Annotated in this window: 19 protein-coding genes; 2 read left to right on the top strand and 17 right to left on the bottom strand. The window is 62.3% G+C overall.

The annotated features are described in order from the left end of the window. Positions 1 to 814: LamG-like jellyroll fold domain-containing protein (locus BV034_RS05305; RefSeq protein WP_265592653.1), on the top strand; the 814-nt coding region annotated here is incomplete at its 5' end. A gap of 113 nt (positions 815 to 927) precedes the next feature. Here BV034_RS05305 and BV034_RS05300 read toward each other — a convergent pair. The 17 genes from BV034_RS05300 to BV034_RS05215 form a co-directional block, all read right to left on the bottom strand. Beyond that, on the bottom strand, positions 928 to 1590 hold the full coding sequence (locus BV034_RS05300) for a hypothetical protein (protein ID WP_050024873.1): 663 nt from the start codon (positions 1588 to 1590) through the stop codon (positions 928 to 930). Between the two features lie 256 nt (positions 1591 to 1846). Continuing rightward, positions 1847 to 3448 carry an L-aspartate oxidase gene (gene nadB, locus BV034_RS05295; protein WP_050024871.1) on the bottom strand — a complete coding sequence of 534 codons (1602 nt, stop codon included), beginning with the start codon at positions 3446 to 3448 and terminating at the stop codon, positions 1847 to 1849. 49 nt (positions 3449 to 3497) lie between these two features. Then, positions 3498 to 4352, bottom strand: coding sequence for a pantoate--beta-alanine ligase (gene panC, locus BV034_RS05290; RefSeq protein ID WP_050024869.1), 855 nt, complete (start codon positions 4350 to 4352; stop codon positions 3498 to 3500). Position 4353: 1 nt separating this feature from the next. Then, positions 4354 to 5202, bottom strand: a complete 849-nt coding sequence (locus BV034_RS05285; RefSeq protein WP_050024868.1) for an ABC transporter permease — start codon at positions 5200 to 5202, stop codon at positions 4354 to 4356. Then, the gene (locus BV034_RS05280; protein ID WP_050024866.1) at positions 5199 to 6098 is read right to left on the bottom strand and encodes an ABC transporter ATP-binding protein; all 900 of its coding nucleotides are present in this window, start codon (positions 6096 to 6098) and stop codon (positions 5199 to 5201) included. Before BV034_RS05280 ends, BV034_RS05285 begins: the two co-directional genes overlap by 4 nt. A gap of 19 nt (positions 6099 to 6117) precedes the next feature. Further along, positions 6118 to 6663: a prepilin-type N-terminal cleavage/methylation domain-containing protein gene (locus tag BV034_RS05275; RefSeq protein WP_050024864.1), complete on the bottom strand. Its 546-nt coding sequence runs from the start codon at positions 6661 to 6663 to the stop codon at positions 6118 to 6120. A gap of 72 nt (positions 6664 to 6735) precedes the next feature. Beyond that, positions 6736 to 7338 carry a hypothetical protein gene (locus BV034_RS05270; protein ID WP_050024862.1) on the bottom strand — a complete coding sequence of 201 codons (603 nt, stop codon included), beginning with the start codon at positions 7336 to 7338 and terminating at the stop codon, positions 6736 to 6738. A gap of 16 nt (positions 7339 to 7354) precedes the next feature. Further along, complete coding sequence (gene murJ / locus BV034_RS05265) at positions 7355 to 9022, bottom strand: murein biosynthesis integral membrane protein MurJ (protein WP_050024861.1); 1668 nt, start codon at positions 9020 to 9022, stop codon at positions 7355 to 7357. Between the two features lie 38 nt (positions 9023 to 9060). Next, positions 9061 to 10101 carry an L-threonylcarbamoyladenylate synthase gene (locus BV034_RS05260; protein ID WP_050024859.1) on the bottom strand — a complete coding sequence of 347 codons (1041 nt, stop codon included), beginning with the start codon at positions 10099 to 10101 and terminating at the stop codon, positions 9061 to 9063. Positions 10102 to 10901: 800 nt separating this feature from the next. After that, positions 10902 to 12155, bottom strand: a complete 1254-nt coding sequence (locus BV034_RS05255; RefSeq protein WP_050024857.1) for a HipA domain-containing protein — start codon at positions 12153 to 12155, stop codon at positions 10902 to 10904. Then, positions 12148 to 12486, bottom strand: coding sequence for a helix-turn-helix transcriptional regulator (locus BV034_RS05250; protein WP_050024855.1), 339 nt, complete (start codon positions 12484 to 12486; stop codon positions 12148 to 12150). Before BV034_RS05250 ends, BV034_RS05255 begins: the two co-directional genes overlap by 8 nt. Before the next feature lie 418 nt (positions 12487 to 12904). After that, positions 12905 to 13594, bottom strand: a complete 690-nt coding sequence (locus BV034_RS05245; protein ID WP_063768686.1) for an SGNH/GDSL hydrolase family protein — start codon at positions 13592 to 13594, stop codon at positions 12905 to 12907. Between the two features lie 49 nt (positions 13595 to 13643). Continuing rightward, positions 13644 to 14048, bottom strand: a complete 405-nt coding sequence (locus BV034_RS05240) for a hypothetical protein (RefSeq protein ID WP_050024854.1) — start codon at positions 14046 to 14048, stop codon at positions 13644 to 13646. Between the two features lie 68 nt (positions 14049 to 14116). After that, positions 14117 to 14752 carry a hypothetical protein gene (locus BV034_RS05235; RefSeq protein ID WP_265592651.1) on the bottom strand — a complete coding sequence of 212 codons (636 nt, stop codon included), beginning with the start codon at positions 14750 to 14752 and terminating at the stop codon, positions 14117 to 14119. A gap of 44 nt (positions 14753 to 14796) precedes the next feature. Next, on the bottom strand, positions 14797 to 14991 hold the full coding sequence (locus BV034_RS05230; RefSeq protein WP_265592650.1) for a hypothetical protein: 195 nt from the start codon (positions 14989 to 14991) through the stop codon (positions 14797 to 14799). Positions 14992 to 15532: 541 nt separating this feature from the next. Continuing rightward, on the bottom strand, positions 15533 to 16333 hold the full coding sequence (locus tag BV034_RS05220) for an ABC transporter permease (protein ID WP_050024845.1): 801 nt from the start codon (positions 16331 to 16333) through the stop codon (positions 15533 to 15535). Positions 16334 to 16383: 50 nt separating this feature from the next. Further along, on the bottom strand, positions 16384 to 17160 hold the full coding sequence (locus BV034_RS05215; RefSeq protein WP_050024843.1) for an ABC transporter ATP-binding protein: 777 nt from the start codon (positions 17158 to 17160) through the stop codon (positions 16384 to 16386). A 149-nt stretch (positions 17161 to 17309) separates the two neighbouring features. Here BV034_RS05215 and BV034_RS34465 point away from each other — a divergent pair. Beyond that, positions 17310 to 21704: homocysteine S-methyltransferase family protein (locus BV034_RS34465; RefSeq protein ID WP_050024842.1), on the top strand; the 4395-nt coding region annotated here is incomplete at its 3' end.

Here is a 21704-nt window from a genome sequence, read left to right as displayed (position 1 = left end):
ACGTCTCCAGGCCAACGAGGGAGCTTTCATCACCGCGCTGCCCACCGCCTCAGAGGATCCCTCCCACTATGTGCACTGGAGCTTCGATGAAGCCGGTGGCTGGGTGGCGGACAACCGCGGCAAGGCCCTGGGCCGCACCGAGGACACCAAGCTCTACCTGCGCGGCCATCCCAATCCCGACACCCCGGGCGCCGGCACCCAGTGGCTGCGCGGCCCCTTCGGCCACGCCATGTCCTTTGACGGCCGCACCGGGTACGCGGAAACACCCTTCCCCGGCATCGCTGGCAACGCCGCCCGTACCGTCGCCCTCTGGGTGCGCGTGCCCAAGAGCTTCGACGTCAACCAGGGCCACGGCATCGTGAGCTGGGGCACCCTGCAGACCGGCGGCGCCTGGCAGCTCTCCGCCAACTGCATCACCGAAGACGGCCCCATCGGCCGCCTCCGCGTCGGCACCTACCAAACCGGTGCCATGGTCGGCACCACCGACCTCCGCGATGGCAACTGGCACCATGTCGCCGTCGTCATGTACGGCGGCGCGCGCTCCACCGAGGCCGTCAAGAACATGCTCTTCTACGTGGACGGCCGCCCCGAGCCCATCGCCCACCGCTCCCTCCGCGAAGTAGACACTGACGTCGCCAACGCCCACCACGGTGTCTGGATCGGCCGCAACGTCGCCTTCCCGTTGCTTCCTAAAACCGCCAACCCCGTCTCCAAATTCTTCCGCGGCGAAGTGGATGAAGTGTTCATCTTCGACTCCGCCCTCTCGCACCAGAACATCGTGCGCCTGATGAAGGAAAACGAGCCGCCACCGTGAAAAAATTAGGAATTAGGAATGCTGAATTATGAATTGAGCATCTCGCCCTTAGTCTTTTGTGGCGGGGCAAACTCAGCTGAAGCTCATTCCTAATTCAGCATTCCTAATTTGCCCTAATTCCCCGTAGGGGTCCCGCCATTGCCCGTCGTCTGCGGATTGCCATCCACATAACCACCGGCTTCCAGGGAATTCACAATCACTTCCAGTTGCGCCGCGGTATCGAGGTTATCGCGGATCGCCGTGTGGGTCTGCGTTTCATCCAGACGAGCAGTCAAAATGCTCACCCCGGCCACGCCCACGGAGGTCCCCGCCCCGCTGAAGGGCAGGTCCTTCTCACTGTCCGCGCTCACGGCATATCCCACCATCTTCTCCGCCACCTTGATCTTGCTCTTGGCGTTGCGGCTTTCGACATTCAATTCCTTCTCCGTCTTGCCCAAGGCGTAAAACACTGTCGTGCTCACATCATTCGTCGCCGTCGCAGAGATCACCATGCGCTGGTTGTCGCCCTTGAGCGCCACGAACATCTCGCCGAAGCCCTCGTACGTGAAGTACTGCTTCGTGTTCCCCGTCACCAGGGTGAGGATCAGCGTGCCCTCGCCGCCCTGGATGGGGGCGATGTAGTACCCGTTCTGATACGGACGGTAGTTGATGCTGTCGCCCGTCTGCTCAAAGGAGAGACGGTACACGGCCACCTGCGCCTGAGCGGAGGACACCGCGCCAAGACAAAGGGCAAAAGCCAGGAGAAGCGCAGGGAGGAGGGACGCCGTCTTTTTCATGTGAGTGTTGAGCTGGGAGGACAGAGGAAGTCTATGAAACGCCGCCGCCCGTGTCGAGTTGCGGAATCCGTGCGGAAAAAGTTTTGCGGGCGGGTGAGGAGGGAGACTCCCGGCTCTTGGAAGTTGTACGGAGTACAGACTTTAGTCTGCCTCAGTCGCACTCCCCTGAGGCAGACTAAAGTCCGCGACTATTTTGCAGGCACTCAGCGGTGTGGCAGCCCATTCCTAATTCCTAATTCATCATTCCTAATCTTTTTCAGTACCGCCGCAACACCGTCCGCACTGGCGGCTTGCTGTTGTCCGTCTCCGGGTAATCCAGCGTGTAATGCAGCCCGCGGCTCTCATGGCGGCGGATCGCGCTGTCCACGATCAACGACGCCGTTTCCACGAGATTGCGCAGTTCCAGCACCTCCTGCGTGATGCGGAAGTGCCAGTAGAACTCCTGCACCTCCCGCTTCAGATTCCGCAACCGCGCGGCGGCACGCTGCAGGCGCTTGGTGGTGCGCACGATGGAGACATAGTCCCACATCAGGCGGCGGATCTCGTCCCAGTTGTGGTAGATCACCACCAGTTCATCGATGTCCTGGGCATCGCCCGACTGCCATTGCGGGATCTGGTACTGCTGCTCTTGGGCCTTGCCCATCGGCATCTTGTGAATCAAAAACTCCACCGCCCGGTGGGCAATGACCACGCACTCCAGCAGCGAGTTGCTGGCCAGGCGGTTGGCCCCGTGCAGGCCCGTGCAACCCACCTCTCCCACGGCGCAGAGGCCACGCAGGGTGGTCGCGCCATTGATGTCCGTCTTCACCCCGCCGCACTGGTAGTGCGCGGCCGGGACCACGGGAATCGGCTCCTTGGTCATGTCGATCCCCACGCTCAGGCACGTCTGATAAATGTTGGGGAAGTGGGAGATGATGAAGTCTGCAGGTTTGGACGTGATGTCCAGGTACACGCAGGGTCCACCCGTCCGCTTGATCTCGTGGTCAATCGCCCGCGCCACGATGTCACGCGGGGCCAGGGAGCCGCGCGGATCATACTTCTGCATGAACTCCTTCCCGTCCTTGCCCACCAGCACCGCGCCTTCGCCACGCAGGGCCTCCGTGATGAGGAACGAGCGCTTCTGCGGGTGATACAGGCACGTGGGGTGGAACTGGATGAACTCCATGTCCTCCACACTGGCCCCCGCCCGCCACGCCATGGCCACCCCGTCGCCGGTCGCCACCTTGGGATTGGTCGTGTACTGGTACACCCGGCCGCAGCCGCCCGTGGCCAGGATCACACGGTCACTGCGATACGTCTCCACCTCGCCCGTTTCCTCGTTCAGGGCATAGAGGCCCAGAACCCGGTCCTCGGAGACAAATCCCAGCTTCGCCGTGGTGATGAGGTCAATGGCATAGTGATGCTCCAGCATCGTGATGCTCGACTCCTTGCGCGCCGCCGCCACCAGCCGGTCGGAGATCTCCTTCCCCGTGGTGTCATGATGATGCAGGATCCGGCGCTTGCTGTGCCCGCCCTCACGGGTGAGGTCAAATTCCAGATGCCCGTCCACCTCCCGCTGGTCGAACTCCACCCCCAGGTCCACGAGTTCCGCGATCCGCGCCGGCCCTTCGTTCACGATCGTGCGCACGGCATCCTCCTTGCAGAGGCCGGCACCCGCGATCAGCGTGTCCTGCACATGGCGCTCAAAGGAATCTTCATCACTCTGCACGCAGGCGATGCCGCCCTGGGCCCATGCAGAGTTCGAATCCTCCGCCGAGCGCTTGGTGAGGACCAGTACGCGCCCATGGCGCGCCGCTTTCAGTGCCGCGGTCAGACCACCGGCACCACTTCCAACGACAATGAAGTCGTATTCCTGCATAGGTCCTTTTCGTTGCGTTCGCTCGCAGATGCAAGCGGGACGCATGAACTCAGAGGGTCCCGTCCAGCTCCAAATTGTCAATGAGCCGCGTCCGGTCAAAGAACACCGCCGTGGCCAGCAGGGCGTTTGAGTCCACCTCCGTCAGCGGCTCCAGCGTGTCCCGGTCCACACAGGCGATGTAGTCCACCACGCCCAGCGAGGCGTGCGTCTGCAGTTCCGTCTGGTAGGCCTGGATCAGCACTGCTGCATTCCGCTCCCCCGCCAGCCAGCGCCGCCGCACATGCAGCAGGCTCCGTCGGATCGCCGGGGCCTGCGCCCGCTGCTCCGGCGCGAGGTAGCGATTCCGGGAGCTCATGGCCAACCCGTCCTCCTCCCGCACGGTCTCACTGCCCACGATCTGCACCGGCACATTCAGATCCCGCACCACGCGGCGGATGATCGCGAGCTGCTGGTAGTCCTTCTTGCCAAAGACCGCCGTGTGCGGCTGCACCAGGTTGAAAAGCTTCAGCACCACCGTGCCCACACCATCGAAGTGCCCCGGCCGGCTCGCCCCGCAGAGGCCCGTGCTCAGCTTCGTCTCCAGCACCATCACCGAGCGGTCCGGCGGGTACATGTCTGCCGCCTCCGGGGCAAAGATCGCATCCACCCCCACGGAGGCGCACTTGGCCGCATCCGCCTCCAGTTCCCGCGGATACTTGGCGAAGTCCTCCTTGGGGCCAAATTGCAGCGGGTTCACAAAGATGCTGACGATGACCTTACCACCCTCTCCGGCGATCTGGCGGGCATCCCGCATCAGTTGCAGGTGCCCCTCATGCAGGGCGCCCATGGTGGGGACAAAGACGACCGGCCCGCTCTGGGCAGCGCGCCACGTGTTCAACTCGGCAAGGGTGGGAAGAAGGGTCATGCTAGGACTTCAGATCGCGACTCTCGAATACGAGGACACCGAGCACGAACAACGTCAAGCCCACCCCGGCGAGGATCGAGTAGTTTCTGAGCAGGATCGCCCACGGGATCCGCTCGGCGTACAGGTACACCCACGACTCCATGTAGGAGGTCATGAGGAGGTGCTTGTAGCTTTCCATGAACTTCCCGCGCTTCACGATCATGTCGATCAGGAGGTACGACAGGGCGGTGATGGTCGCGGCGGAGGGCTTGATCCGCCAGCAGGAGAAAAAGAACGCCACACACGCCGCCAGGCTCATGCTCAGAGACAGCGCCACCGAGGCCAGGGCATACCGGTACAGACCGTCTGCCGCATTGTAGAACTCCAGCACCCCCTGATCCGGGGCAAAGACAAACAGCCCGCCCCCCCAGCCCTGCAACAGCACGCCCAGCCCCAGCGCGGACCAGGCAATGAACTGGATGAGGATCCAGGAGTAAACCAGACAGCTCAGGAACTTCAGCACCAGCAGCCGCACCCGGCTGATCGGCCGCGCCAGCAGCAGGCGCAGATTGCCATCTTCACTCTCCTTCGCCACCACATCCCCCGCCACCAGGGTGATGTAGATGCCGCCCAGGATGAACACCGCCGAGGCGACAATCAGAAACCCCAGGGTGAGCGCAGAGAAGTACGACTCAAACGCCTCCCCCTGCCGCGAGATGATGCGGCGGAAGAAGTTCGCGGACCCATCCCGCTTGAACACATAGAGCAGCACCGCCTCCAGCAGCAGAAATGCGCCAAAGCCGATGAAGGTGCGCTTCCGGGAGAGCATCTTGCGCAGCTCCGCGCCCCATTGGGTGAAAAACAGTGTCATGCCGCCGTGTTCGAGTTCGCCGAGAGTTCGAGGTACCAATCTTCCAGGGTCTTGCGGTGCGGCGTCCAGGCCTGCACCTTCACACCGTCCAGCACCAGCTGTTCCAGCAGGCCCGGGCCGTCCAAGTGCCCCGGCAGCTCCACGAGGCCTTTGTCCTTCCAGACCGCGCCGGAGCGCTGCACGATGAACTTCGCCCGGTCCGCGTCCGGCGTATCCAGCAGGTACTCGCGTCCCGCCTCCTCCCGCCGGCCCAGCACCCCGTCATACACCTTGTGCCCCGCCTTCAGGATCACGCAGCGGTCACACATGAGCTCCACCTCCGCCAGCAGGTGGGAGTTCAACAGGATGGTCAGACCGTGTTCTTTCCTCAATGCCAGCACGGTGGAGCGGAACTCGTGGATCCCCTCCGGGTCCAGCCCGTCGGTGGGTTCATCCAGCAGCAGGATCTTCGGCATGGGCAGCAGCGCCTGGGCCAGGGCCAGCCGCTGGCGCATGCCGTGGCTGTAGGTGCGCACCTTGTGGTGCACCCGCTCGTGCAGGTTCACCAGTTTCAGCACGCGCACCACCTCCTTCTCCTCCCACCAGCCGCTCAGGGCACACAGGGACCGGAGGTTCTGCCAGCCGCTCATGTACTCGTAAAACGAGGGCGCTTCAAAGATGGCCCCCACGTGGCGCAGCGCTCGGGAGCGCTCCTTCTGCACACTGTGCCCCGCCAGCGTCACCTCCCCGGCATCCGGCCGCACCATGCCCAGCATGATGCCCAGCACCGTGCTCTTGCCCGCGCCATTGTGGCCCAGCAGTCCGGTTATTTCCCCTTCCTTGACGGAGAAGGTGACGTCATCCAGCGCCAGCCGGCCCGCAGTGAATCGTTTGGTGAGTCCTTTTGCCTCAATCATCTGCCTTTGCTCCCAGGGTTCACTCCTTGCCGTCGTTCACCACGAACTGGATCTCCTTCGCCACATGCCCGTCCGCGTAGAGGATGTTCACCTGCACGTCGCGGTACTTGTGGAAGTTCTCCTTGTCACTCATCACCGGGATGCGGCTGCCGTCCCTGATGAAGCCCATGAAGTTCATGTCGCTGGCCGTCTGGTTGTTCAGCAGGTTGTTCCACAGGTAGCTCGTGCCCGTCTTCTGGAAGAGGCCCTTGTTGTCCGCCTTGCAGCAGAAGACGTCCGTGCCGTCCACGTAGTCGCTCAGGGTGTTGTCCATCACCGCCTCGTCAGAATCCTTGCTCTCCCGCGCCACCAGCATGGTGGGCATGAGGTTGTTGTGATCCGCCAGATAGAGCTGCAGCGCCCCACCCAGCCCCTTCAGATTGCCCATGCAGTGCACCGCCCGGGAGCCTGCCACCACCCGCTGCGTGGCGGGCACGGCGATGGTCGCGAGGATGCCGATGATCACCACCGTGACCAGCAGTTCCAGGAGGGTGAAGCCGCGAGGGGTTCGTAGAAAAGTTTTCATGGAGAGGTAGCTGGCTGGCGTGCAAATCCGTTGTCGATTCGATTCCTGTCGGTCAACCCAAGCCCAGATCGCTCACCGTCCTGGCATTGAGCGCAGGCGCTGCTGCATTTCCTCCAGCAGCGGGGCCAGATCCATCTTGGTCTCGGCACTCGCCTCCTCGTAGTAGGCCCCCATGCCCTTCTCCACCATCTTCTCAAACGCCTGCGCATCCTCCTTCTGCATGCGCTCCATGCCGCGCTGGTCGCCCTGGTTGCGCTTCATGTCCGCCCGGGCTCGCTCCACCGCCTTCCGCCGATCCTCAGGCGACATCGCGTTGAAGGCCTTCATCACGGACTTGAAGTGCTGCTCCACCGTCTGCTCCAGGAAGTAGGATTTCTCCTCCTTGGACAGCGAGTTGAAGTACCGGTCGCTCACATCCTGCCCGTCCTCCCGCATCTGCCGGCGCTGGTCAAAGTCCAGCAGGTTCATCTGGGCGATGGTGGCCTCCATCTGCTTCCGGCGCTCCGCCTCGCTCAGGTCAGAGGCTCCCTCCTGCAGCCAGGAGGCCCCGGCCATGAGGTTCAGCACCTTCTCCGGCGTGGAGGTGTGCTTGTCCGTGGCATTCATCACCGCCGCCACCGCGCCCCAGATGGCGACCAGGGCTAGCAGCGTGACCAAAAGGGTTCGGGAAGACATGTCTCAAGAAGGGGGGTTATTTCCGCCCCAGCTTGCGCATGACGATGGCCTTGAAGCCATCCAATTCCTCATTTCGCAGCAGGGCATTGACCCCGAAATAGACGACGGCAGCCCCCCCGATGGTTACAAACAAACTCACCAATCGCATGGCCGTGTGCTGATGCCGCCAGTCGGAGAGGATCGTGGCCTGCCCCAGCCAGCAGACGCCCGCCATGCAGACGACCGCGATGAGAAGCTTGCCCACATTGATCGCCAGACTCCGGCCCTGCATGCGGCCCGCCACCTTGCGCATGGCCAGGAAAAGCAGGCTGAAGTTCACCAGGGCAGACACGCTCGTGCTCAGCGCCAGCCACTCATGCCCCAGCTTGAAGACGAAGACCGTCAGGGTGTTCATGATCGCGCTCACCGCCACCGCCACGAAGCTGACCTTCAGAGGCACAAAGCGCTTGTCGATCGCGTAGAACGCGGGCTGGATGACCTTGATCGCAGAGTAGAACACGAGCCCCCAGGCGTAGCTCTGCAGGGCAATCGCGGACATCTGGGTGTCATAGTAAGTGGACCGGCCGCGCTGGAAGATGAGGCCCACAATCGGCTCTGCCAGGATCGCCAGGCCCACCGCCGCCGGCAGGGTCATCAGGAAGACCAGCTTGATCCCCTTCACCAGCGTGTGCTTGAACTCCGGCGTGATCCCTTCCGTCGCCAGGCGGGACATCGCGGGCACCGTCACCGTCGCCACCGCCACGCCAAAGAGGCCCAGCGGGAGCTGCACCAGCCGGAACGCCTGCCCGAGCCAGGTCACCGGGCCGTCCCGCACCACCAGGCAGGAGGCGAAAATGCTGCTCAACAGCACGTTGAACTGCACCACGCTGCCAGAGATCACCGCCGGCCACATGAGCTGGAGCACCTTGGCCACCCCGCTGTCACGCCAGCCAAAGTCCGGCTTGAACTTAAAGCCCACCTTCCGCAGCGAGGGCACCTGAATGAGGAGCTGGGCCAGACCACCCGCCAGGGTGCCGATGGCAAACCCGATCAGCGCCTTGGGCCCAAAGTTCGGGTCCAGATACCAGCCCACCACGCCGCCCACGATCATGGAGCCGAGGTTGAAGAACGTGGAGGACACCGCCGGAATGCCGAAGACCTTCTTCGCATTCAGCATCCCCATCACCAGCGCCGCCAGGGACACCAGCAGGATGAAGGGGTACATGATCTGCGCCAGCAGGACCGTGAAATGGATCTTGCTCTCATCATCCATCCACCCCGGGGCCATGATCCGGATGATGAACGGGGCCAGCAGCACCCCGAGGATGGAGACAAAGCTCATGAAGACCGCCGCGAGCGTGATCATCTTCCGCGCGAGATCCCAGGCGGACTCGTCGCCCTCTGTCTGCATCTTCTTGGAGAAGGTGGTGACGAAAGCCGTGGAAAGCGCCCCCTCCGCGAAGAGGTCGCGCAGCATGTTCGGCGTGCGGAACGCCTGGTTGAAGCAGTCCAGCCAGCGCCGGTTTTCCCCGGCAAAGAGGGCCGCCAGCACCATTTCCCGCACCAGCCCCAGCAGACGGCTGCTGAAGATCGCCAGAGTGACGACCCCGAAGGCTTTGGTGCTCACCGCGGCACTCTGCTTCGCGCTGGGTGACGGGGCGGGTTTTTCTGGCTTGGATTCAGAAAGGGGACTGGCGTCGCTCATGTCGCAGCAGCAGAGTTGGGGACGTTGGCTCTGTCAGATTAAGATCGTTTAACCGAAGCGCGGCGCAGTCGATCCATCATGGCGAGGCCGAGCTCCCTCTCTGGCAGAGGTTCGGCGATGATTTCGTCCACCCCCAGCTTGTCGAGCTCCCGCAGGGCAAAGAAGAACCGCACCGCCGCCTCTGGCAGCTTCCCTTTCCCAGGGCTGAGCACCATCACGTGGTCCCACTCCGCCAGGTCCGAGTACCCGTCTTCCGGGTCGCCACGGTAGCTGAGCAGCGCGTATTTCTTGCCGGGCTCGGGGGTGAATTCTTCAGGCGACTCCAGCAGGCGCAGCGGCGTGCGAGGGGCGTAGTGGGAGGGCAGTTGGCCCGGGGCCTCCAGCTTCTCCTGCTCTTCCGGCTTCAGATTCCGGGCCAGAATCGGTTTGCCAAACGGCTTCAGGTCATCCGGCGTGATGGGGCCTGGGCGCAGAATGATGATGCGCGCCTTGGGCTTCGCCGCCTCGATCCGGATGATCGTGCTCTCCAGACCGTGCATGGTCGCACCAGCGTCCAGAATCAGGGGGATGCGGCCATCCAGCTCCGCCTGCACGGCCGAGGCCGAGGTCGGGCTGATCGAGCCAAAACGGTTCGCACTCGGAGCCGCCAACGGCTTGTCCAGCGACCGGGCCACGCGATTGAAAACCAGGTGGTTGCTCGCCCGCACCGCCACCGTGGGCATGCCAGCGGTCACCAGATCCGGCACCACCGCCTTTTTCGGCAGCACGATCGTGAGCGGACCGGGCCAGAATTTCTCAGTGATCTTCTTCAACACCTCCGCAATGTCCTCCGGCACCTCTGCCACTAGGTCGAGATCCTTCTTGTGCGGCAGGTGCACGATGAGCGGGTCAAACGCCGGGCGTTCCTTTGCCGCGAACACCTTCGCCACCGCGTCCGCATTCAGCGCATCCGCCGCCAGGCCATAAACCGTCTCCGTCGGCAGCGCCACCACCTCCCCGGCGGACAGCGCACGCACCGCCTCATCCACGGCTAAACGAAAGGCTTCGGGATGGTCGGTAGGGAGAGTGCGTGTTTCCATGAAATTGGCCGACGACAGTCCGTCAGTTCTTTGCAAAAGCAAGCGGGGGGAGGGGAAGGGCGAGAGTCAGGGATGGCAGGACGGCGGGGTTTTAACCACAGAGGCACAGAGAACACAGAGGAGTGAAACTCAGGTTTAGACAGCATGAACAGAATTTACGGAATTAGGTTCAACTTCCTCAGGACGGTGTTTTCTCCCGGATCCGCAGCCCAAGGTCCATTCTGTTAATCCCATCAATTCTGTCCAAAAAGGCATGCCTCTATGGCTCTGTGATTTATCTACACAGGACTCTGAGATCACGGAGGCATGAGGAAAACGAATGCCTCAGATCATTCGGCGGAAAGAGCCCCTCCAACCCTCAGAGCCTTCACACCTCCCCCCACGTCCGCCCAGGGTTGGAGTACCGCGTTTACGCGGCTCACGCCCCAAACCACCGAGGACGTCCGTCACGCCACCTCACCCACTGACGCCCCCGGCAAGATGCCGGGAACAGCACGCAAGATGCGTGCGCTCCCCAAGCTTCTCTCGCAACGTTGCCCCAGAGTCAATTGGGGACCGCACGCATCTTGCGTGCTGCCTGTCCGCATCCTGCGGAAGGCTCAGGTCCGCCACACCCAGCCATTCCCATTTTCCATCATCATCCCCGCCTCACCCATCACCTTAGGTCTTCTGTCTTGTATCTTCTAGTCTTGTGTCTCCCGCGCAGCGGGCCGGATTCTCTACCAGGTGCCGCCCCGGCGGCACCGTCGCAACCAGCGCAGCGTCTCAACGTGCCGCTTGCGGCACACCTCACCTCCCCCTCACAAAGCCTGCGCCCGCCGGAGCTCCTCATGCTCAAACGCGCTGGCCATGCGATGGATCTCTGCCGACCTGGCCCCAGCCTCTTTCGCGATCTCCCGCCAAGTCGCCGTCACCATCGCCACCTCCTTGATGATGGCCCGCGCCTGACCAAGAGAAAGAGCGAAGTACTCTGCCGCAGACTCCAGCAGATCCAGGGAACATGAGCCTTCATCCAGGTCGATGTTAGTGGTAAGAACCCGCGCCTTCAGATCCACCGGCACCGGATTGAGATCGTACGCAGGCGAGAGAGCCCACCCGGCACGCCCCTCCCAGAGAAAGCCGTGATTGCGCAAATGATCATCCACATTGGAGATCAACACGTTGAACACCACCCTGCGATACAGTGCGTGGGCGTCGGCAGTCGCCCTGGCTCCATGGCGGGTGAGCGCATCCACCATTTCCGGATAGCTCCCACGCTCGCCGTCCCTGGCCCCAAGCATGGCCATGGCCGAAAGAAAGGGAATGCGAGACGTCTTCACACGATCGAACCGTTTGGAAAGCAACACCGCCCGCCCGGCCACCTGCACCAGCGCATGCCGCGGCGTGACGATGCCAGCCCGATCAGCCAGCCGAAGCGCAATCTCCTCCCACGTCTCAATGCTGTATTCGTCTGTTTCTTTCGGGAACTTGGCAATCGAGAGATGCCCATGCTGATCCATCACTGATGCCTTCGGCCTTGCCCCACCCAACGACGATCCGGGCGCGAAAACGAGTTGCAAGTCATCGTCCGTCTCCTCATCGCGCAGGATCCGTTCCGTGCTTTGGAGAAGTCGCCCCAAGTCGATGAGCGCAGGCACCCCTGATTTGGTGGGAGCGAGGAATAACTCACCCCCACCCCCGACCCGACGGAATCTCAGCGCCCCGAGCCGTGTCTCATCCGCCACACCCAGCAAGTAATCGCTCTCCATCAGCGTCCGCACCGCCCGCCTCTCACGTTCCGCCAGACGACGTTCGGCGCGTTGCATCAACCGTCGCCCCCAAGTATCTGGCGCAGAATCTCCCAACGCACCGTGCACGGAGAAACCCTCCAAGGGGGCAAAGGTACCGCGAGTCAGCCCAAGCGCCGGCTCCAGGGCAAATCGATTCTCATCTTGCAGCCATGCATCGGCGTACTCAAAGAGGATCGTCTCCCGACCACGCGCCACGTTGCATCGCGCCAGGCCCACTCGCCTGGTCTCGCCTCCCAAAGAAACGTGGACCTCGAAATCAGCCATCACTGTTTTTTGGATGAGGCGTTTTCTTCAGGCGCACACGCTTCGGCAAGGCAACGCTGGCAAGTTCCTGACCCACTCGATCCCGGCTCAATTCCGCCAACTGCCCCAGTCCATCCAACAGCCCCAGAGCCTGCAGCACGGCCGCATAAATTCCAATGCTGACCGCAGTGTCCCCTTCCTCCACTCTCTGCAAGGTCGAGCGGGAGGTAAAGGCACGGTCAGCCACCACCGCCATCGGTAACTGACGCCGACGGCGAGCATCACGAAGATCCTCTCCGAGCTTGCTCATGGCCCTACGTACCGCCGCAGAAGGGTGATGGGGAGTAGGCATGTAATGTCATCTTCGCACTACTTTAACAGATGTAAAGCCTCAGGAAGATGACATAAACCAAACGCAGCAGTTCCCCGCCAACCTCCCCACCAAGATCTGCACTTCGCGTAGGCCGGATGTGCCTCTGGCTCAGTCGCCGGAGCGAACACAGTTCAGTCGCGCCAATTGGCTCTGCAGCGCACCCCCCGACGCCCCCGGCAAGATGCGTGCGCTCCCCACTGACTTCGGAAACCCCGCCTCATCGAACCCCGGGGACCGCACGCTTCCAGCGTGCTGCCTTTTCCGCATTCTTCGGAAGGCTCAGGCCCACAGCACCCGGGCATCCCCTTTTCCGTATCATCCCCGCCTCACCCATCGCCCTCAGGTCTTCTGTCTTGTGTCTTCCAGTCTTGTGTCTCCCGCGCAGCGGGCCAGCGCCTCAACGTGCCGCTTGCGGCACAAGCCCCTCCACCGCCGGCAACAGCACCTTCGCCATCGCCTCATTGCCCGCACCATCGGGATGCACGCCATCCTTGGCCAGGCTCGCATCCGGCACCACGCCGTACAAATTCACGAACGCACAGCCCTGCTCCTTCGCCAGCTTCCCAAAACCCTCGCCCAACTCCTTCACCTTCGCCTCACGTTCATTCGCAATCGGCTTGGAAGGCCCCAGCGCATCCTTCCTGATATTGGTCGGCCCCACCAGCAGGATGGGCAGCTTCGCGCCATAGGCTTCGCGGGCCAGCTCAATCATCTTCGTGACATTGGCCACCGCATTGGGCACACAGGTCTCTTTGATGTCCAGCCGAGCATCATTCGCCCCCAGCGCGATGATCAGCGCATCCGCCTTGGGCTGACGCGTCAGCATGGCTTCAAACTCCGGCAGCGACTTCGTGGGCCGCCCGCCCTTGCCTTCATTGATCAGCTTGAGCTTCCCGCCCGATTGCGCCTCCACCAGCGTGACCCAGAGTTTCGCCTTGTCCGCTCCGCTCAACGCCCCGCCGTGAGTGATGGAATCGCCGTACGCAATCACCACCTTGGGTTCCGCGCCCTCTGCCAGACGGGCACCGAACAACAAACCCACCGCCAGAGACAGCGGGGCGAGGAAACGAGAAAAAGGAAGCTTCATACGGTGACCATACACCGCCTGCCCCTCCTGCCTCTCTCCAAAAATCGCGCTATCTCGAAACTTTCCCGTTGGTCTCCTTCTCGTCTTCCCCCTCTTCATCTTCAGGCTCACCGTCATCGTCCGGTCCTCCCGCATCATGCGAGATCTGAGTCTTCATAAAACCCGACTCCTCAAACACTCCACACCTCGGGCAATAGAGCCAAAGCGCCCTCTTTCTCATCCCCAAATCTGTTTCCCGACCCTTGCACTGCGGGCAGGCAAACTTGAACCCCCGGATCAAAAGACGCACCGCCAGGATGGCCCCGGTCCCTCCCAGAATGAACACGCCCAGCCCACCCAAGGCCCCCACCACGTTCCCCACCCCGTTTTTCGGCAGCAACATGCCCATCGCCCCCAGAAGCATGAACACCGGAAACCCAATGCGAATAAGATAATGCCAGGCGATAAATCCCATGCGCACAGACAAGACAGCGAAGTCGCAACGTCAAGTGAATCGCACCGGCCACTCCTCCTCAGCGCCCCTCAATCCGCCGCCTTTCCAGGCACTTTGATCACCGCATCCATCAGGATCTTCAGCGCGGCCTCCGTCTCCTCCGCCGATGGCCCCGTGCCGCCCTCTGGACGGGACACCCGGATCTTGAAAATGTGATTGCGCAGACCCGTGACAAAGAGCTGGGAGAACAACTTTACCGGCTCTTCCACCTCCTTCCGCACCAGCGAGAGCGAATAGGTCACTGAGAACAGCGTCAGCTTCTTTTCTGAGGGCAGGCCCAGCGTCACCTTGCTCTCCTCCGCCATCTTCACATCCGCATAGTGACCCTGGCGCTCCATCTCCTTGATGTCGCCCATCGACTGCTGGCACGCGTCCTTGATGGTTTTGTCCTCGATCCCGGTGCGGATCACCGGCGTGTCCAGATCATAGAGATAAACTGTGATCCATGTGCCGCCCGGCACCCGGTACACCCGCGAGGCCCCCAGCCCCGGCTCGTCATAAGTCTGCACCCCGCCATCCATTTCAAACACTCCCACCTTCTCCGGCAGCCCCGCCAGCATCACCTCTGGCACATCCTTCGCCACTGCAGACATTGCAGCGATCAGGCAGATGAGCAGCACCCAGCATCTGGAAAACCACGTCCTATGCACAGGGCCTGTGTTCATGGCGATCAAGGAAATGACAAGAACTCACAGGGCCTCAACCCCGCTCAACGGCTGCCAACGTAACAGAAAGCCGCCCCCAGCAGCAAGAGGAATCCCGCCGTCTCTGCGATGGCCCGCACGTGGTGATACCAGAGCCAGCGATCCCGCACCTCCTCCCAGTCCGCAGGGGGGAAGCGCAGGCCGCTGGCCTGCCCCCCAAGCTTCCCTCCACAACGCTCCCGAGCCATAGGGGACCGCATGCTTCCAGCGGTGCCGGCTTCTGCATCTTGCTGAAGCCCTCAGTCAAACGTCCCGCCGACATCACCAGCCACCCGGCCACCCCAAAACCCACCACCCCCAACACCTGGCGACGAAGTCGCTGTGGAGTGCGTGCGTGAAGCGCCGCATTCGCCTGCCGACAATACCCCTCCCCCCAGCGACACACCATCCGCCAGCCCGCATCATCTCCACCGCCCCTCCCCCTGCTACCTTCTCAAGGTTCAAGGTAACAATCGCGATCCACCAAAGCGGCGCTTCACGCACGCACTCCATAGCCCCGCAAGCGGGGCCCCAGGTGCTGACCGCCTCCAGCCATCAGGCTCTTCCCACAGATTGCGGCATCCCTTGCACACTCGCCTCGCTCCTCAAACCTTCGTGCCTTTGTGCCTTCGTGTGAGAATATCAGACTCCCCTCACCCCACCCACTGCCGATTGCCAATCTGCTCTACCCACACCGCGACCACCCCAGACCTCAAGTCTGATGTCTTCTGTCTTCCAGTCTTCTGTCTCCCGCGCAGCGGACTACTGCGTTGCAAACTTCGTCAACAACCCGCGCTTCCGCGTCGTGTTCAACGTGGACGAGAAGATCCATCCCGCCACACCCAGGAACACCACGTTCAATCCACAGGCCCAGAAGAAGTGCGTCCAGTTGAAAGTGTGATGAGTCAGCATCTCGCGCATGCCTTCAAACACATGCGTGGAAGGCAGGGCCTTGGCGACATACTGCACCCACTCTGGCTTGATCATCGCCACCGGGTACACCACGGCGGTAAACGGCTGGATGAAGAACGGCACCGCCCAGGCCAGGGACTCCGCGGCCTGGCCCCAGCGCAGGATGAGCGCCGTGGAAATCATGCCCAGCGCCCAGCCGGTCACCAGCAGATTCCCAAAGAAGGGCAGAATGGCCCAGTTCATCTCAAACACGCTGAACTGGTAAAGTGAAAAGGAAATAACCGAAAGCATCGTCACCGTCACCAGGATGCGGAAGAACCCGATGATGAACGTGGCCGCCAGGTACTCCATGTTCCGCACCGGAGCCACAAACACGTTCAAGAGATTCCGCGTCCACACGTCCTCCAGGAACGAAATGGCCACACCCTGCTGCGCGCGGAAGATCACGTCCCACAGGATGATGCCGCCCAGCAGATGCCCCACGATCGTCGGGATCGCCGCCCCCGCATGCTCCTTCAGGTACATGCCCAGGTAACCCCAGATCAGCAGCTCCACGATGGGCCAGAAGATCAGCTCGATGAGCCGCATGGGCGTGCGGCCATAGAGATAGAGGTACCGGAGAACAAGGGCGCTGACGATGCGGGGATTCATGCCAAGGAAATAATTCGGAGTGAGCGGGATTAGAGAGAGAAGCAAAGGTCCTAGTTGGAAGCAGAAGCACCTTCCGCAGCCGCCAAGTCGCCGCTGCGGGCGATCTTGATGAACACCTCCTCCAGTGAGGCCGCGTCAGCCTTCTTCACGATCTCCTCCGGGGAGCCCTCGGCCACGATTTTGCCCTTGTGGAGGAAGATCACCCGGTCGCACACCTCCTCGATGTCCTTCATGAGATGGGAGGTGTACAGGATGCTGATGCCACGCTCCTTCTGCACCTTGCGGATGGTTTTGCGCACCTTGTCCGCAATGTCCGGGTCCAGGCTCGCGGTCGGCTCATCCAGCAGGAGGAGTTCAGGATCGTTGAGCAGCGCCTTGCACAGGTTCAGCCGCGTGCTTTCCCCGGCGGAGAGTTGACCGGTCACCCGCTTGCGCAGGTCTGCGATCTCAAAAAGCTCGAGCAATTCCGTGATCTTCTGCTTCACATTCGGCACACCGTAGATCTTGGCGAAGACCGTCAGGTTCTGCCAGACCAGGAGGTTGTTAGGAAGGCTGGTGTAGGCGGAGGAGAAGTTCGCGCGCTTCAGCACCTCCAGGCGATGCTTCACAAAATCCATGCCAAACGCCCGGATCGTGCCTGAGGTGGGAGTCGTCAGGCCCAGCAGCATGTTCATCGCCGTCGTCTTGCCCGCCCCGTTCGCCCCCAGCAGCCCCAGCACCTCCCCTTTGTGGAGTTTGAAGTTGAACCGGTCCAGGACGGTCACGCCGTCGAACTCCCGGGTCAAATCGTTGGCTTCGAGGATGACTTCACGATCAGCGGCGCTCATGGGTGGGGACGGTGAGCATAGCTTACGCGGCGGGGATGCAAGCCGGATTCCGCAACAATCCCTCCGCCAAACCTCCGAAGTTCGTATCCTCATATCATCATGCGTTCATGCGAGCTTGAAACCTCGCGCCCAACCCGCTAACGTGCCCCATGCCTGCCCAACCCAATGCCCGCCCTGAACTGGAAGCGCTTCTCCGCAAGCGGATCCTGGTCATCGACGGCGCCATGGGCACCACCATCCGCGGCTACGGTCTCTCTGAGGAAGACACCCGGGGCAAACGCTTCGCCGACGCGCCCAAGGATCTCAAGAACAACGGCGACATCCTCTCCCTGACCCGCCCGGACGTCATCGGCGACATTCACCGCCGCTTCCTCGTGGCCGGGGCGGACATCATCGAGACCAACACCTTCTCCGGCTCCTCCATCGCCCAGAGTGAGTTCTTCAAGGAAGATCCCCGTGAGACCGGCAAGGGCCGCAAGGACCCCGCCTTCTACCAGGAGGTCATGGACGACAAGTTCCTGCGCGATCTCGCCTGGGACATCAACTACGACTCCGCCCAGCTCTGCCGCAAGTGGGCAGACAACATCGGCACCGACACCGGGCGGAAGCGCTACGTGGCCGGGGCCATCGGACCACTCACGGTCTCCCTCTCCGTCTCGCCCGATGCCGACGACGCCGGATTCCGCGTCGTCACCTTTGACCAGGTGGTGGAGGACTACCGCCGCCAGACCCGCGCGCTGATCGCCGGCGGTTGCGACATCCTCCTCGTCGAGACCATCTTCGACTCCCTGAACGCCAAGGCGGCCATCGTCGCCCTGCAGGAGGTCTTCAAGGAGGACGGCATCGAACTGCCCCTCATGGTCTCCGCCGCCGTCGGTCTGGGTGGGGAAACCATGATCTCCGCGCAGAAGGCCGAGGCCCTCTGGAACGCTGTGCGCAGCGCTAACCCACTCGCCATCGGCCTCAACTGCTCCCTGGGCCCGGACAAGATGCGGCCCTTCCTGGCAGAGCTTTCCGCCAAGGCGGACGCGTTCGTGTCGTGCTACCCGAACGCAGGGATGCCCAACCCCCTCACGCCCACGGGCTTCGATCTCGAGCCCAAGCACATGGGGGAGTACATCACAGACTTCGCCGGGGCTGGACTGGTGAACTTCGTGGGAGGCTGCTGTGGCAACACCCCCGACCACATCGCCGCCATCGCCAAGGCGGCGGAGAACATCCCCCCGCGCGAGATCCCTGTGATCGAGCCCCTGCTGCGCCTGAGCGGCACGGAGCCCTTCACCCGGGAGAAGGATTCCAACTACCTCATGATCGGCGAGCGCACGAACGTCGCCGGATCGCCGAAGTTCGCCAAGCTCATCAAGGAAGGCAAACTGGAGGAGGCCGTCGGCATCGCCCGCCAGCAGGTGGAGAACGGCGCGAACGTCATCGACATCTGCATGGACGAAGGCCTCATCGACGGCGTCGTCATGATGGACAAGTTCCTGCGCCTCGTCACTGCGGAGCCAGAGATCGCCAAGGTGCCCTTCATGGTGGACTCCTCCAAGTGGGAGGTCATCGAGGCCGGTCTGAAGTGTCTCCAGGGCAAGGGCATCGTGAACTCCATCTCGCTCAAGGAGGGCGAGGAGCTCTTCAAGGAGCGCGCCCGCACCATCAAGCGCTACGGCGCTGCCACGGTGGTCATGGCCTTCGATGAGAACGGCCAGGCCGCCACCTATGACGAGAAGATCCGCATCTGCGAGCGTGCCTACCGCATCCTCGTGGATGAAGTGGACTTCAACCCCGAGGACATCATCTTCGATCCCAACATCCTCACCGTCGCCACGGGGATGGAGGAACACAACAACTACGCGGTGGACTTCATCGAGGCCACCCGCTGGATCAAGCAGAACCTCCCCGGGGCCAAGGTCAGCGGCGGCGTCAGCAACATCAGCTTCAGCTTCCGCGGCAACAACAAAGTCCGCGAGGCCATGCACAGCGCCTTCCTCTACCACGCCATCAAGGCGGGGATGGACATGGGCATTGTGAACGCCGGGATGCTTGAGGTGTACGAGGATGTCCCACAGGACATGCTTGTGAAGGTGGAGGACGTGCTCCTCAACCGCCGCCCGGATGCGACCGAGATCCTGGTGGACTACGCCGAGCAGTTCAAAGGCCAGACCGGTGCGAAGAAGCAGGAGGTGGACCTCGCCTGGCGCGAGCAGTCCGTGGGCAAGCGGCTGGAACACGCCCTGCTGCGCGGCATCACTGACTTCATCGACCAGGACACGCAGGAGGCACTGGATGAACTCAAGGTGCCCCTCAAGGTCATCGAAGGCCCCCTCATGGACGGCATGAGCGTGGTGGGCGACCTCTTCGGCGCAGGCAAGATGTTCCTCCCCCAGGTGGTGAAGAGCGCCCGCGTCATGAAGAAGTCCGTGGCTTACCTCGAACCTTTCATGGAGGAGGAAAAGGAAGCGCGGGCACGGCTGGTCGTGGTCGGCCAGGAAGTCGCCACGCAGACAGCCGCCATCCTGGAACCGGATTCCCAGGTCAGAGAAGTCACCCTGTCCGAAGGATTCACCTACACACCCTATCCCGGGCTCACGTTGGAAGAGCGCCGTCTGGAAGTGAAGTTTGCAGCCGAGCTCGCGAGCAACCTTGAAGCTACCGCCACTCGTTATGAGGCTCAGTTCGGCCACGTGCTGGATCGCAACAATGCCCAGGAGCTGTGCAACGAGTACGCCACCAGCCGCGAGTCCCGGCAACGCTGGAGCGTGGCCACGCTGAATCCCGCGGGGGCGTTCATTGACTGGCTGTTTGCAAAGAAACTACGGGAATTGCCACCCGAGAGCCTCGTTGTTTTCAATGCCGGCGGACAGGGCAGCGGCAAGACGACAGCCACGGGCAGACTGTCCATGGCCGAGGCCGAACTGATCATGGACGGCACGCTGCAAAACCCTGTGCGCAGCCGGGCCCACATCATGGCCGCCCTCCAGGCTGACATGTTTGTTGAAGTGCGCTTTGTCTACTGCCCTTGGGAGCAGGCGGTCAGAAACATGGCCCAGCGTGCCGCACAAGAAGGCGGACGTGTGGTGCCGCTCCATCGAGCTGCTGGCGGACATTTCCAAGCCGCCCGAACCTCGCTTGCACTCTGGGCTGACCTCAAGGACACGGAAACCTTCCGATTGTTCGTGGTGGAAAACACCCACAATGACTCTCCCGTGGTTCGCAGTCCCGACTGGCTGATGGACCGTTTTCACAAATCGATTGATGATCTTCTCAAGTCCGGCGAAACTACCCTCCATGAGCACTTTACTGAAAACCGCTCAGACTCCCTCTACTCCGACAGTCTCCTCAACCTCTTCCTCCAAGGCAGAGCGGGCAGCGGAACGATTCCGCAAGATCGAGCAGGCGACATTGAAGGACCTGGAGGAGGCCCAGGCGGAGCGCCAACGGAAAAAGGCCACGAAAGCCTGACCTTCACCGATCTCCTGCCGGCAGAACTAGCCCAATCGGGGGCGGGCGTGATCGTGCTCGCCACAGTCAAAGGGGACGTGCACGACATCGGCAAGAACATCGTCGGCGTGGTCATGGCCTGCAACGGCTTCCGCGTCATCGACCTGGGCGTGATGGTCTCCTGTGACAAGATCCTCGAGATGGCCAAGGCGGAGAAGGCCAACGTCATCGGCCTCAGCGGTCTCATCACGCCGTCACTCGATGAGATGGTGCATGTGGCCAAGGAGATGGAGCGAACCGGGTTCACCGTGCCGCTGCTCATCGGCGGGGCCACCACCAGCGCCGCGCACACCGCCATCAAGATCGCCCCACACTACAAGGAGCCCATCGTGCATGTGCTGGACGCCTCCCGCTCCGTGCCCGTCATGACCTCTCTGCTCAGCGAGGAGCAGAAAGCCGGGTTCAAGGTGCAAAACGAAGAACGCCACGCGAAGCTGCGCGAGCAGTACGCCCAACGCGACGATGCCAGCAAGCTCCTGCCCCTGGCAGACGCCCAAGCCAAAGGGTCCCAGTTCGACTGGAGCACCCAGGAGATCGCCGTGCCCGAGTTCACCGGCGTGCGCGTGTTTGATCCCCTGCCCATCAGCGAGGTGGTGCCCTTCATCGACTGGTCCCCCTTCTTCCACACCTGGGAACTCCGCGGTCGCTGGAACGAGGAAGAACAACGCTTTAAGAGCGCCCTGCCCGAGTTCCAGGACCAGGTCGAGCCCGAGGCCGCGAAGCTCTACAAGGACGCCCGCGCCCTCCTCGATCAGGTCATCGCAGAGAACCTCTACACCATCCGCGCCTGCTTCGGTTTCTTCCCCGCCAACCGCATTGGCGATGACATCGAGGTGTACACAGACGAAACCCGCACGGAGGTGCGCTGCGTCTTCCACACCCTGCGCCAGCAGATGCCCAAGAAGGACAAGCCCAACTACGCCCTGGCCGACTTCGTCGCCCCCAAGGACAGCGGTCGCGCCGACTACATCGGCGGCTTCTGCGTGGGCATCCACGGAGCCGACGAATGGGCGGAGCAGTTCAAGATCGCCCTGGACGACTACAAC

It is taken from the genome of Verrucomicrobium sp. BvORR034, assembly GCF_000739635.1.
GTDB lineage: Bacteria > Verrucomicrobiota > Verrucomicrobiia > Verrucomicrobiales > Verrucomicrobiaceae > Verrucomicrobium.
This window is presented reverse-complemented; position numbering and strand designations above follow the sequence as displayed.

Coding starts and splice junctions, on each gene's coding strand:
- BV034_RS05300 (WP_050024873.1), bottom strand. CDS start 1,590: ATGAAAAAGACGGCGTCCCTCCTCCCTGCGCTTCTCCTGGCTTTTGCC.
- nadB (WP_050024871.1), bottom strand. CDS start 3,448: ATGCAGGAATACGACTTCATTGTCGTTGGAAGTGGTGCCGGTGGTCTG.
- panC (WP_050024869.1), bottom strand. CDS start 4,352: ATGACCCTTCTTCCCACCCTTGCCGAGTTGAACACGTGGCGCGCTGCC.
- BV034_RS05285 (WP_050024868.1), bottom strand. CDS start 5,202: ATGACACTGTTTTTCACCCAATGGGGCGCGGAGCTGCGCAAGATGCTC.
- BV034_RS05280 (WP_050024866.1), bottom strand. CDS start 6,098: ATGATTGAGGCAAAAGGACTCACCAAACGATTCACTGCGGGCCGGCTG.
- BV034_RS05275 (WP_050024864.1), bottom strand. CDS start 6,663: ATGAAAACTTTTCTACGAACCCCTCGCGGCTTCACCCTCCTGGAACTG.
- BV034_RS05270 (WP_050024862.1), bottom strand. CDS start 7,338: ATGTCTTCCCGAACCCTTTTGGTCACGCTGCTAGCCCTGGTCGCCATC.
- murJ (WP_050024861.1), bottom strand. CDS start 9,022: ATGAGCGACGCCAGTCCCCTTTCTGAATCCAAGCCAGAAAAACCCGCC.
- BV034_RS05260 (WP_050024859.1), bottom strand. CDS start 10,101: ATGGAAACACGCACTCTCCCTACCGACCATCCCGAAGCCTTTCGTTTA.
- BV034_RS05255 (WP_050024857.1), bottom strand. CDS start 12,155: ATGGCTGATTTCGAGGTCCACGTTTCTTTGGGAGGCGAGACCAGGCGA.
- BV034_RS05250 (WP_050024855.1), bottom strand. CDS start 12,486: ATGCCTACTCCCCATCACCCTTCTGCGGCGGTACGTAGGGCCATGAGC.
- BV034_RS05245 (WP_063768686.1), bottom strand. CDS start 13,594: ATGAAGCTTCCTTTTTCTCGTTTCCTCGCCCCGCTGTCTCTGGCGGTG.
- BV034_RS05240 (WP_050024854.1), bottom strand. CDS start 14,048: ATGGGATTTATCGCCTGGCATTATCTTATTCGCATTGGGTTTCCGGTG.
- BV034_RS05235 (WP_265592651.1), bottom strand. CDS start 14,752: ATGAACACAGGCCCTGTGCATAGGACGTGGTTTTCCAGATGCTGGGTG.
- BV034_RS05230 (WP_265592650.1), bottom strand. CDS start 14,991: ATGCGGTCCCCTATGGCTCGGGAGCGTTGTGGAGGGAAGCTTGGGGGG.
- BV034_RS05220 (WP_050024845.1), bottom strand. CDS start 16,333: ATGAATCCCCGCATCGTCAGCGCCCTTGTTCTCCGGTACCTCTATCTC.
- BV034_RS05215 (WP_050024843.1), bottom strand. CDS start 17,160: ATGAGCGCCGCTGATCGTGAAGTCATCCTCGAAGCCAACGATTTGACC.